This window comes from Mucilaginibacter oryzae (assembly GCF_003148845.1).
Classification (GTDB): domain Bacteria; phylum Bacteroidota; class Bacteroidia; order Sphingobacteriales; family Sphingobacteriaceae; genus Mucilaginibacter; species Mucilaginibacter oryzae.
Window position 1 is genome coordinate 849,320 of the sequence record NZ_QGHA01000001.1, and the last position, 14,896, is coordinate 864,215.

The 14,896-nt window shown below is 42.7% G+C and carries 17 protein-coding genes, 1 tRNA gene and 1 pseudogene; 10 read left to right on the plus strand and 9 right to left on the minus strand.

The window, feature by feature from the left end:
* Nucleotides 1–76: 76 nt before the first annotated feature.
* Nucleotides 77–565 carry a VOC family protein gene (locus tag LX99_RS03725; RefSeq protein ID WP_109606488.1) on the minus strand — a complete coding sequence of 163 codons (489 nt, stop codon included), beginning with the start codon at nucleotides 563–565 and terminating at the stop codon, nucleotides 77–79.
* A gap of 302 nt (nucleotides 566–867) precedes the next feature.
* Here LX99_RS03725 and yihA point away from each other — a divergent pair, with 302 nt between their 5' ends.
* The 5 genes from yihA to LX99_RS03755 all read left to right on the plus strand — a co-directional run bounded on the left by yihA (nucleotide 868) and on the right by LX99_RS03755 (nucleotide 4,707).
* The gene (gene yihA, locus LX99_RS03730; protein WP_109606491.1) at nucleotides 868–1,527 is read left to right on the plus strand and encodes a ribosome biogenesis GTP-binding protein YihA/YsxC; all 660 of its coding nucleotides are present in this window, start codon (nucleotides 868–870) and stop codon (nucleotides 1,525–1,527) included.
* Nucleotides 1,528–1,654: 127 nt separating this feature from the next.
* On the plus strand, nucleotides 1,655–2,080 hold the full coding sequence (locus tag LX99_RS03735; RefSeq protein WP_109606493.1) for an endonuclease domain-containing protein: 426 nt from the start codon (nucleotides 1,655–1,657) through the stop codon (nucleotides 2,078–2,080).
* The gene (locus tag LX99_RS03740; RefSeq protein WP_109606495.1) at nucleotides 2,077–2,931 is read left to right on the plus strand and encodes a UbiA-like polyprenyltransferase; all 855 of its coding nucleotides are present in this window, start codon (nucleotides 2,077–2,079) and stop codon (nucleotides 2,929–2,931) included. Before LX99_RS03735 ends, LX99_RS03740 begins: the two co-directional genes overlap by 4 nt.
* Nucleotides 2,919–3,524, plus strand: coding sequence for a Crp/Fnr family transcriptional regulator (locus LX99_RS03745; RefSeq protein ID WP_109606497.1), 606 nt, complete (start codon nucleotides 2,919–2,921; stop codon nucleotides 3,522–3,524). Before LX99_RS03740 ends, LX99_RS03745 begins: the two co-directional genes overlap by 13 nt.
* Before the next feature lie 262 nt (nucleotides 3,525–3,786).
* Nucleotides 3,787–4,707 (plus strand): NAD-dependent epimerase/dehydratase family protein, encoded by a 921-nt coding sequence (locus LX99_RS03755; protein ID WP_109606501.1) that lies wholly within the window; start codon nucleotides 3,787–3,789, stop codon nucleotides 4,705–4,707.
* Between the two features lie 221 nt (nucleotides 4,708–4,928).
* Here LX99_RS03755 and LX99_RS03760 read toward each other — a convergent pair whose 3' ends face one another.
* Both LX99_RS03760 and LX99_RS03765 read right to left on the minus strand, forming a co-directional pair.
* The gene (locus LX99_RS03760; protein ID WP_109606503.1) at nucleotides 4,929–6,089 is read right to left on the minus strand and encodes an FKBP-type peptidyl-prolyl cis-trans isomerase; all 1,161 of its coding nucleotides are present in this window, start codon (nucleotides 6,087–6,089) and stop codon (nucleotides 4,929–4,931) included.
* A gap of 254 nt (nucleotides 6,090–6,343) precedes the next feature.
* Nucleotides 6,344–6,420: transfer RNA gene (locus tag LX99_RS03765), tRNA-Asn, on the minus strand.
* Nucleotides 6,421–6,733: 313 nt separating this feature from the next.
* Here LX99_RS03765 and LX99_RS03770 point away from each other — a divergent pair.
* Nucleotides 6,734–7,648, plus strand: coding sequence for a PfkB family carbohydrate kinase (locus LX99_RS03770; protein ID WP_109606505.1), 915 nt, complete (start codon nucleotides 6,734–6,736; stop codon nucleotides 7,646–7,648).
* Between the two features lie 60 nt (nucleotides 7,649–7,708).
* On the opposite strand, the gene LX99_RS03775 is transcribed toward LX99_RS03770, so the two are convergent.
* Genes LX99_RS03775 through LX99_RS03790 form a run of 4 tightly spaced genes read right to left on the minus strand, consistent with a single transcriptional unit; the run spans nucleotide 7,709 to nucleotide 10,006 of the window.
* Nucleotides 7,709–7,954, minus strand: a complete 246-nt coding sequence (locus LX99_RS03775; RefSeq protein ID WP_109606507.1) for a cytochrome b5 domain-containing protein — start codon at nucleotides 7,952–7,954, stop codon at nucleotides 7,709–7,711.
* The gene (locus LX99_RS03780; protein WP_109606510.1) at nucleotides 7,951–8,631 is read right to left on the minus strand and encodes a lycopene cyclase domain-containing protein; all 681 of its coding nucleotides are present in this window, start codon (nucleotides 8,629–8,631) and stop codon (nucleotides 7,951–7,953) included. Before LX99_RS03780 ends, LX99_RS03775 begins: the two co-directional genes overlap by 4 nt.
* Nucleotides 8,628–9,173, minus strand: coding sequence for a hypothetical protein (locus tag LX99_RS03785; RefSeq protein WP_022833593.1), 546 nt, complete (start codon nucleotides 9,171–9,173; stop codon nucleotides 8,628–8,630). Before LX99_RS03785 ends, LX99_RS03780 begins: the two co-directional genes overlap by 4 nt.
* Nucleotides 9,173–10,006 carry a phytoene/squalene synthase family protein gene (locus LX99_RS03790; protein ID WP_109606512.1) on the minus strand — a complete coding sequence of 278 codons (834 nt, stop codon included), beginning with the start codon at nucleotides 10,004–10,006 and terminating at the stop codon, nucleotides 9,173–9,175. Before LX99_RS03790 ends, LX99_RS03785 begins: the two co-directional genes overlap by 1 nt.
* A 100-nt stretch (nucleotides 10,007–10,106) precedes the next feature.
* Here LX99_RS03790 and LX99_RS03795 point away from each other — a divergent pair, with 100 nt between their 5' ends.
* From LX99_RS03795 to LX99_RS03800, 3 genes and pseudogenes are all read left to right on the plus strand, one after another.
* Entirely contained in the window at nucleotides 10,107–11,594 is a 1,488-nt protein-coding gene (locus tag LX99_RS03795; protein ID WP_109606514.1) for a phytoene desaturase family protein, read from the plus strand.
* A 172-nt stretch (nucleotides 11,595–11,766) separates the two neighbouring features.
* Nucleotides 11,767–11,871, plus strand: a pseudogene (locus LX99_RS26435) (helix-turn-helix domain-containing protein); the annotation flags it as partial.
* A gap of 9 nt (nucleotides 11,872–11,880) precedes the next feature.
* On the plus strand, nucleotides 11,881–12,213 hold the full coding sequence (locus LX99_RS03800; protein WP_109606516.1) for a DUF4870 domain-containing protein: 333 nt from the start codon (nucleotides 11,881–11,883) through the stop codon (nucleotides 12,211–12,213).
* A gap of 163 nt (nucleotides 12,214–12,376) precedes the next feature.
* Here LX99_RS03800 and LX99_RS03805 read toward each other — a convergent pair whose 3' ends face one another.
* The gene (locus tag LX99_RS03805; RefSeq protein ID WP_022833598.1) at nucleotides 12,377–12,916 is read right to left on the minus strand and encodes an RNA polymerase sigma factor; all 540 of its coding nucleotides are present in this window, start codon (nucleotides 12,914–12,916) and stop codon (nucleotides 12,377–12,379) included.
* 251 nt (nucleotides 12,917–13,167) lie between these two features.
* Entirely contained in the window at nucleotides 13,168–14,187 is a 1,020-nt protein-coding gene (gene murB, locus LX99_RS03810) for a UDP-N-acetylmuramate dehydrogenase (RefSeq protein WP_109606519.1), read from the minus strand.
* Nucleotides 14,188–14,516: 329 nt separating this feature from the next.
* Between murB and LX99_RS03815 the strand changes: the two genes are divergently transcribed.
* Nucleotides 14,517–14,894, plus strand: a complete 378-nt coding sequence (locus LX99_RS03815; protein ID WP_022833601.1) for a BlaI/MecI/CopY family transcriptional regulator — start codon at nucleotides 14,517–14,519, stop codon at nucleotides 14,892–14,894.
* The last annotated feature ends 2 nt before the right edge of the window (nucleotides 14,895–14,896 follow it).

Below are 14,896 nucleotides of genomic sequence, written 5' to 3' on the forward strand. Positions count from 1 at the left end.
CTATAAATGCATTGATTCGATAAATTCTGGTTCAGACGAAAAAATTCGTCAAAACGCCCTCCACCAATCCCGGTTCTTACTCAACTGTAGCCAATAACCCTTCTAAATCCAGCCTCCGGGTAAACATGGTCAGTTTACCTTCATCATCTACGGGCCAGTCTTCTTTCGGCCTGTCACAGTACAGCTCAACGCCGTTACCATCAGGATCGTCCAGATAGATAGCTTCAGATACCCCATGGTCTGATGCACCTGTGATAGGGTATTTCGCCGCAATCAATCTTTTGAGCGCAACGGCCAGATCTTTCCTTTCGGGATACAAAATAGCGGTATGATATAAGCCCGGCGCATATTCAGGCGCTGGTGGCGCGCCTTTGCTATGCCAGGTATTTAAACCAATGTGATGATGGTACCCCCCTGCCGAAATAAAAGCGGCCTGACCACCATACATCAGCATTTTTTCAAAGCCAAGCAAACCACAGTAAAAATCGAGCGATTTCTGGAGGTCGCTCACTTTTAAGTGCACGTGGCCGATCCGGGTTTGGGCGGGTATTTTATATTCATTCATGTTTTTTGTTTGAATGTTGGAAAGTTGTAATGTTGTAAGGTTGAAAAGTTAGAAAGTTGTAAGGTTAAAAAGTTGAAATTATCAATATTTCAACTTTCTTTGCAAATAGTAACTATCACAAAGTTAAATGATTTAGAAGTCGAATTGTGTCCGGGCAAAGCAATAAATGTTTAAACATTTATTGCTTTGCTAATAACACTATCCTAAGTTCAACCTCACAATCTATTCAACTTTACAACATTACAACTTTCCAACCTTGCAACAACTCTCACACTTCAAAAACAAAACCCTACCTTTGCGGAATGATCGTAAAAACGGCCGAATTTATTTGCAGCAACAGCCAGGTAAGCAAGTTACCTCCACCGGTTAAAGCGGAATACGCGTTCATCGGGCGCTCAAATGTGGGTAAATCATCACTCATCAATACATTAACGGGCAAAAAGGGGTTGGCTAAAACGTCGCAAACGCCGGGCAAAACACAGCTCATTAACCATTTTTTGGTTAACGGCGATTGGTATATTGTAGATTTACCTGGCTATGGCTATGCCCGCGCATCAAAAACCGAAAAAGCCAAATGGGATAAGTTTATCCACACCTATCTGGATAAACGCGAAAGCCTGCAATGTGTAATGGTACTGATTGACAGCAGGCTGGAGCCTCAAAAAATCGACCTTGAATTTTGCAACTGGCTTGGCGAAAAAGGGCTTTCGTTTGTACTGGTATTTACCAAAGCCGATAAACAATCGAGCATTAAAACAGACCAAAGCATAGCCAAATTCAGAAAAGCCCTGATGACTACTTTTGAAGAAATGCCGCAGTATTTCATAACTTCATCTGAAACACAGCAAGGCAGGGAAGAGATACTGGAATTTATTGATGTAGTGAACCAAAATTTTGAGGTGCCAATTGTTCAAGCACCAGCTTTTCAAAGTTCCCCTCTTGAGAGGGGGCGCGAAGGATAGCGCGAGAGCAGGGGTGTGTTGTACGAGCGATAACCTCGCGCAGAATAACACACCCCTACACCCCTCTCAAGAGGGGAATCGCACAATCCACCGCTTTTAGTATTTTTTAGTAACTCACCATAAACAAATGCCTCGAACTATCATCCCCTATAATCCCCGGCTTAAAGAGTTGGCCCGAAGGTTAAGAAATGATAGCACATTAGGCGAAATATTGCTTTGGAAAGAGTTAAAAGGGAAGCAAGGTTATGGATATGATTTTCATCGCCAAAAGCCACTGTTAAATTATATTGTAGACTTTTATTGTTCCGAACTAAATTTGATAATTGAAATTGACGGTCAATATCACAATTATGAGGAAACTCATAAATTAGACCTGATACGGGAACAGGAACTTGAAAAATATAATTTAACAATTATTCGATTTACCGAATTAGAGGCAAGAAAAGATATGATCAATGTTTTACGAACGATTGAGCAACATATAGACAAGATTAATAAGAACAACGCAGAACACACCCCTTACCCCTCTAAAGAGGGGAGCTTAAGATCATGAAAAAATACTTATCCTTAGTAACCTTTGCCCATACTATTTTTGCCATGCCGTTTGCCTTTATCGGCTTCTTCCTGGCGGTAACCACGACACAATACCATTTCGACTGGCTTAAACTCGTATTGATGGTATTGTGTATGGTTTTTGCCCGTAACTCGGCCATGGCATTTAACCGTTACCTGGACAGGGATATCGATATTAAAAACCCGCGTACCAAACAGCGGGACATACCAGCCGGGCGCATCAGTCCGAAAGCGGCTTTAACGTTTGTTATCATTAACTGCTTGTTGTTTATCACTGCAACCTGGTTCATTAACAGGCTTTGCTTTTTCTTATCGCCGGTTGCCTTGTTTGTGGTGATGGGTTATAGCGCCACCAAACGCTTCACCGCGCTTTGCCATTTGGTTTTAGGGTTAGGTTTATCCCTCGCCCCTATTGGCGCTTACCTTGTTGTAACAGGCCAGTTTGCTATTACGCCTATATTTTTTTCATTAGCTGTGCTGTGCTGGGTAAGCGGTTTTGATATCATCTATGCCCTGCAGGACGAAGATTTTGACCGCAGCCAAAACCTGCATTCAATACCGGCTTATTTAGGTAAGGTGAACGCCTTAAGGTTATCAACCTTTTTACACGTTCTTTCGGCTATCTTTATCATCATGCCTGCTATTGAAACACATGTTGGCTTTTTGTACTACATCGGTATCGGGTTTTTCTGCGCTATGCTCATTTACCAGCATTTATTGGTAAAACCGAACGACCTGAGCCGGGTTAACTTCGCCTTTATGACAACCAATGGTATTGCCAGCGTAGTTTTCGCTGTTTTGTTTCTGTTAGACAGGTTATGGATTCACTAATCGCACTTAACAAGTTCAGGCAGTATTTTGAAAAGTTTGTTCCGCTTACTGACGGGGAATGGCACGCGCTATCGCAATATTTAACCGTCGATCATCTAAAAAAGAAAAAGTTTTATGTTGAAGCCGGAAAAATCTGCGACCAGATAGGTCTCGTAGTAAAAGGAGCCGTTAGATATTACCACGTTAAAGACGGAGAAGAAATTACCGGCTATTTCAGCTTTGAGAATGATATGTTAAGCTCCTATAAAAGCTTCCTCACCCTTACTCCCGCGGCAAATTATATCCAGGCACTGGAAGATTCGGTAATTGTTAATTTAAGCCATAAAAACCTGCAACAAGCCTGCCAGGAAGAACTGCTTGCCTTTAAAATGGAGCGATTTGGCAGGCTGATAGCCGAACATTACCTGATCTGTTATGATGATCGTGTAACATCCTTTATTACCCAATCGCCCGAAGAACGCTACAGTAAGCTCCTGGAAACCGGCGGCGAAGCTTTATACCGCATCCCCCAGCACTACATTGCCAATTTTTTAGGTATTACACCGGTATCGCTATCAAGGATCAGGAGGCGAATTATGAAGATCAGCGCCTGATTTGAGGTGAAGGGCGAAAGAAGGCGAAAAGCGAAAGGTGAAAGGCAAAAGGCGAAAGGTGAAAGGCAAAAGGTGAAATCTCCAACCGATCCAAAATCCCGCCAATCAAAATCGGTGTAATCAAAAACCAATAGGTGTAATCCCCAAAATAAATCCGAAATCGAACATCCGAAATCCGAATTCTCGCCGATTCCTTATCTTTTGTTAACGTTTTGATTTATAAAGGCCCTCTACCTTTGTAATACACAAAACAAGAAACACTATGCATACCATATTAGGAGCAGGCGGTCCGGTAGCGAACGTCCTCACCAATGAATTGATAGCCCACAACGAAACTATCCGCCTGGTTAGCCGCAAACCCGTTAACGTTGATTATGATAAAGCAACCTGGCAAAAAGCCGATCTGCTCAATTACAATGAAATATTGGCGGCCGCGCAAGGCTCAACCGTTATTTACCTCGTTGCAGGTTTGGTTTATGACAAAGATATCTGGCGCGCGCAATGGCCGGTAATTATGCAAAACGTGATTAACGTAACCAAAGCAACCGGTGCCCGTTTGATATTTTTTGACAACGTGTACATGTACGGGCTGGTAAACGGACCGATGACGGAAGATACGCCTTATCACCCCAGCAGCGTAAAAGGCGAAATTCGTGCGGGTATTGCCGAAATGCTGATGAACGAGGTTAAGGCCGGAAACATCCGGGCCACCATAGCCCGCGCCCCCGATTTTTATGGAACGCACTCCGCTAATAGTTTTATTGACATGATGGTGCTTAGCAACTACGCGAAAAAACAAAGCGCTAAATGGATTGGCAACCCGAACTGTAAGCACAACTTTATTTATGTGCCGGACGCAGGCAAAGCGGTGTTCATGCTGGGTCAGCACCCGGAAAGCGACAACCAGGTTTGGCACCTTCCTACCCCACCGGCAATTACGGGCAAGGAGTTTTTAAACATTGCAGCCCGGGTTTACCAGGTTGAACCGAAATATTCGCGAATCAATAAAGCTATGCTGTGGCTGGCGGGTTTGTTCAAAAAGGTGATTATGGGTACTGTTGAGATGTATTACCAGTACGATCATGATTATATTTTTGACAGCAGCAAGTTTGAAAAATCCTTCAACTTTAAACCGACGAGTTATGAGGATGGGATAACTGAAATCTTAAATTACATCCCGTAAGCGGCTGCTGTAGCCATTTTTGTGATGATTTGCGTAAGCAGCTACCATACAGTTTGAGTCCGAAATATACCTTAGCTTCAGGTATGGAGCGATGGTGCTGCGGTCATTGTCTGCCAGCCCAAGTATTAGGTCATATTTTAATTACAAACTTGAGAGGCTTATTCAGAGCGACTTTGACTATTGACTTTTAATGTTCAACTATCTATTCATTAAGCCGTACATTATTTAACAACTTCCAAAAGATCTATTACCCAAACAAGGCTTACGGAACCTTCTGGATAATCGGGCTGATTGCCGGCCAGCTCGGCCGGAAATACAAAGCAATATTTACTACCGGCATTCATCAGCCTGATGGCCTCCGCCAGTTTAGGTCCGATCTCAGACATATTGATTGTCTCCCCTTTATCATTGACCATCGCACCTTTGTATTGCTTACCCACAACAGTAGTTTTTCGGAAGTTGATCCTGACGTTATCCGTTGCAGAGGGCTTAGGTCCGCTACCAACCGACATTGCCTGGCATAATACCCCGCCGGGGGTGGTGAAAACGCCCGGACGTTTGGCAAAACCTGCCACAAACCTGGCTGCCTGCGCTTTCGCCTGCAACGGATCGTAAGGTGTCAGGTTCATCGCGAAATCCTTTTCTGTTACTTCATCTGTTGCTTCCGAACCCATGGAAGATGGCGTACCGGTGTTACGGGAAGGCTGGCTTACATTTGATGACGACCCGCCATTGTTGGTATTGTTTCTGGCCGGGTTCTGCACACCCAATATTTTCGCATAGGCATCAATCAACTTGTCGGTTGAAGAACGGTTATCTGTTTTTATACCCTTGCTGGTTTCGGGGTACACGTAGTTTGGATCGCCCGTTTTCAGGCGCGCAGCTTCCTCGGCATCATCTTCTGCCTTAGTGTAGATTTTGTAATTGGGGATACCATTATCGCACTTTCCAAAACTGGCATTGTCTGCCACGGCGATGGTGGTACATCTCGGTTGCCCATCCGGCCAAAACAGGAAACAAACCGCAAAAATCTGGATGTTTGGATTGCCCTCACCGAGCACTCCAAACGGGGAAGTGATTGATTCGCCAGGCTTCAGTATATAATGATATCCATAGGTATACTGATCCATAATTTCTTTGCGTTTTTCAGTAAGCGGGTTATAGGCCAGGTATTTGAATGAAACCTTTTTATTGTACTTGTTTTGAAACTCAATCATATAATTCCACTTATTGGTTGATTTATAAACGTTCAGTAGCTTTACTCTGAAGAAAAGCCCCTGATAACATTTTCCTTGCGTCCACGGCCCCCATTGGTAGTCTACTTGTGCGAAACAGAAGTTGATAGATAGTACAAATACGCCAAAGGCAATCAGCTTTTTCATTGCGAGGTTTTACAGTTGATAACCTAAGGTACAAACAATTACAAATAATATAAAGCTGATTTTCAAAACCGTTCTGCTACCAGCAACTGTCAGGCTGCTAACCGATGGAATTTTAACGGTGCAGCACTTTCAGGATCAAACAGGATTCTTACGGAGGAATAAAATTGCGGGAGAATAATCAAACTCAATTTTCCCGCAATTTTTATGCAAAAAAAATCCCCACTCGTCGGAGTGGGGATAAATTATTATTTTTCTGGCTCCTGAGGCTGGGCTCGAACCAGCGACCCTCTGATTAACAGTCAGATGCTCTAACCGGCTGAGCTACTCAGGAGTGTTTTCCGGTTTGGAGTGTGCAAAAGTATAACTTCCACCGATATTTCACAATTTTTATTCAAAAAAAATAAAGATATTTTAAATGCCTTTATTTTACCTTGATTATGTGCTATTTATGGTTTTATCATGCGTTCATGGTTGCTTAAATCTTTAACATAGCCCAACAAAACTGGTTTCCGGGTATTCTGAATTTTAAGAATCTTCTCCAATAAAGCCGCTTCCCTTAAAATTTGGATACCGAATTGAGCGCTGATGGCTATTAATCTGTTAATTTTCACAATATTTGCGCCTGAAAATATAAATATCTTTACATGAGTTTGTTAGTTATTGGCACTGTGGCCTTTGATGCCATTGAAACCCCTTTTGGAAAAACCGATAAAATAGTAGGCGGCTCAGCAACCTTCGCAAGTTTGGGAGCCTCTTACTTTTATGATAAAATAAAAATTGTTGCAGTAGTGGGCGATGATTTCCCTCAGCATGAAATTGAGGATCTCCAAAAACATCATGTAAACACCGAAGGGCTTCAAATAAAACAAGGGGAAAAATCTTTTTTCTGGAGTGGCCGTTATCACAACGACATGAACAGCCGCGATACCCTAGTAACCGAGCTTAACGTACTGGAAGCCTTCGATCCCATTATTCCTGATAGCTACCAGGATTGCGAATACCTGATGCTTGGCAACCTGTCGCCGCAGGTTCAGCAAACGGTTATAGCAAGGCTTAAAAACCGGCCTAAGCTGATTGTAATGGACACCATGAACTTTTGGATGGACATTGCCCTTGAGGAATTGATACAAACCATCAGCCTTGTGGATGTATTAACCATTAATGATGCAGAGGCGCGCCAGTTATCGGGCGAGTTTTCGCTGGTTAAGGCCGCTCGTAAAATCCTCACCATGGGCCCTAAATACCTGATCATCAAAAAAGGGGAGCATGGCGCATTACTGTTCCACGAAGATAAAATATTCAGCGCACCGGCACTTCCGCTTGCCGATGTATTTGATCCAACCGGCGCCGGCGACACCTTTGCCGGCGGTTTTATTGGCTACATGGCCAAAGTAGGTACTATTAGCTTCAATAATATGAAAAACGCCATCATCTTCGGTTCTGCGCTGGCTTCTTTCTGTGTAGAGAAGTTCGGGTCAGAAAAGTTAAGAAACCTGAGCCAGGAAGAAATTGCGGACCGTATACAGGAGTTTGTTGGCCTGGCTAAATTCGAGTTGTAAGCCTCACTCAACCCTCTCCTTCAAGAAAGGATCTTAAAATAAAGCCCCGGCGTAATCACTTTACGCGGGGCTTATTAGTTTTCCTATCTTTTTAAATTTTTCAAATACAGCTTCGGTATGCGGCGCATCGGCCAGTTCGGCGGTTAAATCCTGACCGGCCCAGTGTTCGTAGTGTTTGCCATTGCGCCACAGGCGGCTTTCGGTTACATCGTAAATATAGCCCTGGTAAGCCACCCAAATCAGGGGCTTATCCTGCCCGTTACGCAGGGCCAGTTGTGATTTGGTGTAAACCGGTAGTTCAGTCATCTGGCTAACTTCCTGCTTTTAAAATATTCAAAAAAACCAATATTCATCAGCAATAAAGCCATCATATAAAAATGGTCTTCTAAAGGGATGGTACCAACCCTGTGCCCAACGTTTTCAGCATTGTTATATAACACAACAGGTATTGAAGTAAGCAATCCGTTTACGGCATAAAACGGTATCAAGGCTACGGCATAAGCCATGTAAAACCGGTTAAGCCATTCGGTTTTAAAAACGTATTGAAGTAATAATACCAGCACCAGCAACAAACTGAATGTAACCGCTGTATACAGCCTGGCGTAAAAAAATATCAGCATCAGCAGGCTCAGTAACACCAGCATGCTGCTAATGATGCCGGTGAGCCGGTAAGGCATCAGCCACTTTACATAGTAATTTAAGCAGGCATAAATAAAAATACAGGCAAAAGGCACTGTTAAAAAAAATAATATTTCTTCAAGCGGTAACCCCAAAAAATTGATCCCGATAATGTACGCCGGGTTAAACGACCATACGCCTTTCAATGTAAATAACACATCCCAAAACAAAAAAACGAAACCGGTAACGGCCATGCCCGGCCATATAAATTTCCAGCTTTTATAAAATTGCACCCGCTTGTCAAAAGAAAGTACTACCGGAAAAAAAACCGTACACAGATTGATCAGGAGATAACTATATTTCACGTAAGTTCGGCTAAGTGTTTGTTTAATACTTCGTTTTGGGCAGGTGTACAGCGTTTGGAGTGGATAAGATATTTGATAATGGCGATAGCCATATCCTTATCGGCCGTGCCAAAGTTTTTTTTGTCCAACTGCGCTATAATATCTTCGCTATCGGCAACCAGCTCTTTATTAAAACCTAAAAACGAGGGTGCGCTATGCTCGATGGAGAAACGCATAAACCTCAGTTCGATATTGTGCGGATCAGCTGCTACGGCCTGCCTGAACAACTTTTCGGAATTTTTGATATATTTTAATTTGGAGTACGGGTTCCAGGCATGCTTGGCTTTAAGGGCCAGTAAGGCGGCAATGAAACCGTTTGTAATGCCGTTTTTTTCTTTAAGACTGTAAAGGCTTTTGTACAGCGAATCGGTGGTCTGGCTTTTTTCAACGGCAACCACCATTTGTTTGCGCAATATTTTTAAATCGGGCTGTTGTGCTTTAACCTGCGTACATAGTAAAGTAAAAGCCGCCATACCGGCAGCAACACATAATTTTCTGAACATTAAATAACATTTAATTTTTGCTGTAATACAGCCTTAACATACAAACTCATTTTACGCGCGTCAGATACCCTGATGCGTTTTTGCAGGATAACATTTGCCGGGGTATAGCTTATTTTTTTAAACAGCTGCAGGTAGTAAATATAAGCGATATAAACGCCCAGCCGCGTTCCTTTAGGCAGGCGCTTTATGCCTTCAAATGCATCGTCAAAATCGGCTTTTATTTCCGTTTCGATGTTTTTTTTATCCTGTTCGGTAAAGTTATTAAAATTCACACCCGGAAAATAGGTACGGCCACGTTCGGCATAATCAGCCTTGATATCCCTTAAAAAATTAATTTTTTGAAAGGCGGCGCCAAGGCTTCGTGCCTGCGGAAGCAAGGATTGGTATAAAGTGTCATCGCTGGTAAAAACCCGCAGGCACATCAAACCGATCACCTCGGCCGAGCCATAAATATAGGTTTTATACCCCTGATTATCATACACCTTGGTATCCAGGTCCATTTCCATTGATGTTAAAAAAGCCCTGATCAGTTCATGATCGATGCGATATTGGTTTACTACCTGCTGAAACGAGTGTATAACCGGGTTAGTGCTGATTCCCGTTGCGATAGCCTTGAAAGTTTCGTTACCAAAACTGGCTATAAGTTCCTGCTGGTTATAGTTATGAAAAGTATCAACAATTTCATCAGCATAACGCACAAAACCATAAATGGCGTATATGGGATAGCGGAAACTTTTATCAAAGGTTTTAATACCGAGACTAAATGACGTGCTATACTTCCGGGTTATCAGTTTACTGCATTCAAAACAGGCTTCGTCATATAGGTTAGTCATCGGCACAAGAAAAGGTGATTTCTCAAAAGTACAAATTCAAACCGGTATTGTTTTTTAATGTGTCCAAAACAATTTGCTTACCTTAGGCTCCACTTTAAACATGAGCAACACTAAGCATATCATCGTTATCGGTTCGGGCTTCGCTGGATTATCGGCGGCCTGTGTTTTGGCTAAAGAAGGCTACCAGGTTACCATACTGGAAAAAAACAACCAGACGGGTGGCCGCGCGCGGGTTTGGGAGCAGGACGGCTTCAGGTTTGATATGGGGCCGAGCTGGTACTGGATGCCCGACGTTTTTGAAAGCTTTTTCGCCTTATTTGGCAAAAAACCGGCTGATTATTACGAGCTAAAACGGCTGGATCCCGGCTACCGGATATATTATGGCAAAGATGATGTGCTTGATGTACCCGCCAATATGGCCCAACTGGAAGCCCTGTTTGAGCAGATTGAACCCGGCAGCAGCAAGGCGTTGAGAACGTTTATGAGCCAGGCCGAATATAAATACAAGGTTGGCATGGGCGAATACGTGTTTCGACCTTCGCATTCCATTACTGAATTTATTGATCTCAACCTGATAAGAAAAAGCTTCAGCATGCAATTGCTTACCAGCATGAGCAAACATGTGCGCGGGCTTTTTAAAAACCCTAAGCTGGTTAAATTGCTGGAGTTCCCGGTGCTGTTTTTAGGCGCCACGCCGCAAAACACCCCCGCCATGTACAGCATGATGAACTATGCCGACCTGGCTCTCGGTACCTGGTACCCCATGGGCGGCATGAACGAAATTATAAAAGCCATGGTAAGTGTTGCCACCGGGCTGGGCGTAACAATAAAGCTTGATACAGAAGTAACCAAAATTGAAGTACAAAATAAAAGCGCCACCACCATTCACACCAACAAAGGCAATTTTACGGGCGATGTAGTAATTGCAGGGGCCGATTATGAGCATGTTGACCAGCATTTACTTGATCAGCCGCACAGAAACTACAACGCTAAATATTGGGAGAGCAGAACCATGTCGCCCTCAAGCCTGTTATACTATATAGGCACCAACAAAAAAGTGGAGGGTATACAGCATCATAACTTATTTTTTGACGAGGATTTTGAATTGCATGCCAAAGAAATTTACACTTCGCCGCAATGGCCCAGCAACCCGCTGTTTTATGTTTGCTGCAGCTCAAAAACAGATGCTACCGTGGCGCCTGCAGATGGTGAAAACCTGTTTTTCCTGATGCCGATAGCTCCGGGACTGAACGACGATGAAAGCATTCGCGAAAAATATTTTGATTTAATGATGGATAGGTTCGCCCGGATTACCGGACAGGACATTCGTGATGCCATAGTTGTAAAACGGAGCTATGCGCTTAATGATTTTAAGGCCGACTATCACTCCTTCAAAGGGAATGCCTACGGCCTGGCAAATACGCTTGCTCAAACCGCCTTTTTTAAACCGGCCATGCGGGCAAAGCATGTTAATAACCTGCTGTATACGGGGCAGCTTACTGTACCCGGGCCGGGTGTGCCTCCGGCTATTATTTCGGGGCAGGTAGTTGCAGCCGAGGCGGTAAAGTTGTTGGCTAAACAGCTATAATTAGCCGGACATAAGCCATTGTCATAAATATGACGTAAACATGGCGGCAGGTTGTATCTTTATGGAGTTTTACTTTTGTTGAGCAAAATATAAAACTATGAAAACCTATAACCCCGGAAAAAAGATCAAGGAGTTGCGTACACGCAAAGGCTTAAGCTAGGAAGAATTAGCGGCGCAGGCCCTGCTAAGTTTACGAACCGTACAACGTATAGAGAATAACGAAACAGAGGCCAGGGGCGATACGCTTAAACGACTGGCAACCGCGCTGAGTGTAGATACCGAATTTTTGACGGAAATTCCGGAAGACCTGATTGAACAGATGCCTGATGATAACCGGAACTTTCTTACAACTATCACTTTATCAGCTCTGAGTTTTATCATATTTCCGCTGCTCGGCATCGTGATACCATTAGGTTTATGGCTATCAAACAGGCGAACGTTAAAGGGGATAGACAAGCCTTGTAAAAGGCTGATAAACTTTCAGATCTCGTGGTGCCTGTCTTTTATAATTTTTGTGGTTATGCTCTGCAATCATGAAATGTTCCATTTTCCTGCTGCTGTTTTGAATTTAGGCATGCCTGAATGGATACTATTAAGCATCCCGCTTTTTATGGCGTAAATATCATGTACATTATTTTCAACAGTATATTAGTGTACAACACCAGGAAGATATTTTATCAACCGGCTTTACCTTTTTTGAGATAGCCGTTGTCAACAATCCAATAAAAAACCCGCCTCAAAAGCGGGTTTTTAATTTTATAAAGGTATATGATGGAGTTTAATTATTCGTTTTCTGCATAAACGGGTTTGGCGATGCCGTTGTCGTAAGCTTTAAGGTTTTTCTTAAGCAGCTTACGCGCTACGTGGATGCGGGTTTTAACAGTACCGATCGGGATATCCAGGTGATCGGCAATTTCGTGGTATTTATGGCCTTCAAAATACATGGTAAAAGGCACATAATAATCTTCAGGCAGCCTGTCTAAAGCTTTTTTAATATCATCCATTACAAATTTAGCTTCACCCTGGTTTTTGGTTGAACTGAATACCAGGTTTGGTGATGAGATTTCATCGCTTTTGGTAACGAAGGTGCTCATTTTAACAAAACGGCGATAATTATTGATGAATGTATTTTTCATGATGGTGTATAACCACCCTTTTAAATTGGTGCCTTCCTTAAACTTGTTATAGTAAGTTATGGCCTTCAACATTGTATCCTGGACAAGGTCGTTAGCATCGTCTGCGTCGTGCGTAAAGTGTAAAGCGTATGATCTTAAAGAAGTCGCCTGACGTAGTACAAGGGTGTTAAACTCAATCTTTGTCATTTTGTTAAAGTTTTGTGTTAACAATTAGACAAGCATGATGCCACTAACCCAAAATGTTCGGCAAAAAGTTAGGTTTTCAATACAACCATAAAGCTCCACCACTGTGTACTTTTTACACTTACATTACAATAAAAACATTGAATAACACCTATTTAAAGCCAAAAAATGCAATATAAAACATTAAAACGACACCTGTATTTCCATTCAGATGTTTTTCAAGCCAAGCCAAAATTTACTTTAAATGAAAATTTTTAATTAATAATATTTACTTCACGTTGTAGTATAACGCCAAATTTAGTGTACACACTGTCTATGATTTGCGACGAAAAATCAAAAATCTCCTGACCGGTGGCACCGCCATGGTTCACCAGTACCAAAGCCTGGTTTTTCCAGGTGCCCGTATGGCCGATAGTTTTTCCCTTCCAGCCGCATTGCTCTATCAACCATCCCGCGGCAAGTTTTACACCGCCATCGGCAACCGGGTAATTTACAACTTCCGGAAAACCGGCTTGCAGCCTGTCAAATTCTTCGGCGCTAATCACCGGATTTTTGAAAAAGCTGCCCGCGTTACCAATGGTTGACGGATCGGGCAATTTAGATACCCGGATGTGCGCCACCACCTGCGATACATCTTTTATGGTAGGATTAGAAATCCCCCTGCTTTGCAGTTCCTGCGATATAGCCCCGTATCCGGTATTGATATTTGCCTTAAGCGATAATTGGAACTTAACCGATACTATAATATACTGTCCTTTCAATTCGGCTTTAAAAACACTTTCACGATAACCAAATTTACAATCCGCTTTACTAAACTCCCTGAAATTACCGCTTGCTATCTCAAAGGCCCGGCAGCTGTGAAATACATCTTTCAGTTCTACACCGTAAGCGCCTATATTTTGAATAGGAGAAGCGCCTACCGAACCGGGGATCAGGCTTAGGTTTTCCACGCCGGCATAACCATGATCAACGCAATAATTTACCAGGTCGTTCCATACTTCGCCTCCGCCCGCTTCCACATATACATCCTCATGACTGATGCGGTGCTCAATACCGCGAATGTTCATCCGTACAACCAATCCGTTAAAGTCATTAACCATCAGCATATTACTGCCGCCGCCGAGCACCAACAAGGGCAGCGCTTTCCACTGCGGATCAGCAAACAGTTCTTTAAGCTCCTCTTCGCGGGCTATTTCAACAAAATAGCGGGCAGTTACATCGATACCAAAAGTGTTAAAGTTTTTGAGGGATACGTTTTGTTGAATTTGAAGCATGGGTGTTGAGTTCGGATTTGAGATGTTCGATTTCGGATTTTTTTTGCAGAAACTCCTTGAAGACAAAAGTAACTAAAAGATGAGGATTGTCTGAACCGGGATTTGATGGGATTTTTGTCTGAACTCGAATTTATAGAATTAAGTGATTAACAGAATGTCAGGCATATTCGAAAAATTCCAATAATTCCGCCAAATTCGAGTTCAGACAACTCAATCAACCACTTACTCCCCCATAATCCGTTAAAATTTGTTAAAAAATTATAATCCTCTTGCAAATACGAAATCTGTCGTAGATATTTGTACGAAGAAATTCGTAATAGAGAAGACAGATGGAAATCAAACCAACAGAAAGCGAACTTGAAATTTTACAGGTAATTTGGAAAAAGGGCCAATGCACCGTACGTGAAGTTCATGATGAGCTTGCTAAAAACAAGGATGCCGGTTATACCACTACCTTAAAGTTAATGCAGATTATGCATGATAAGGGATTGGTTGAACGCGACACCACTTCAAAAACCCATGTTTACAAGGCTTTATTCACCATGGAGCAGGCACAAAGCAACGCTCTGGATAAAATCTTGTCTACTGTATTTAAAGGCTCCACTTCCAACTTGGTGATCCAGGCGCTTGGCCAGCACCGGGCATCAAAAGACGAGATTGACGCCATTAAAAACTTTTTGAACCAATTTGATCAGGACAAAAAATAAAC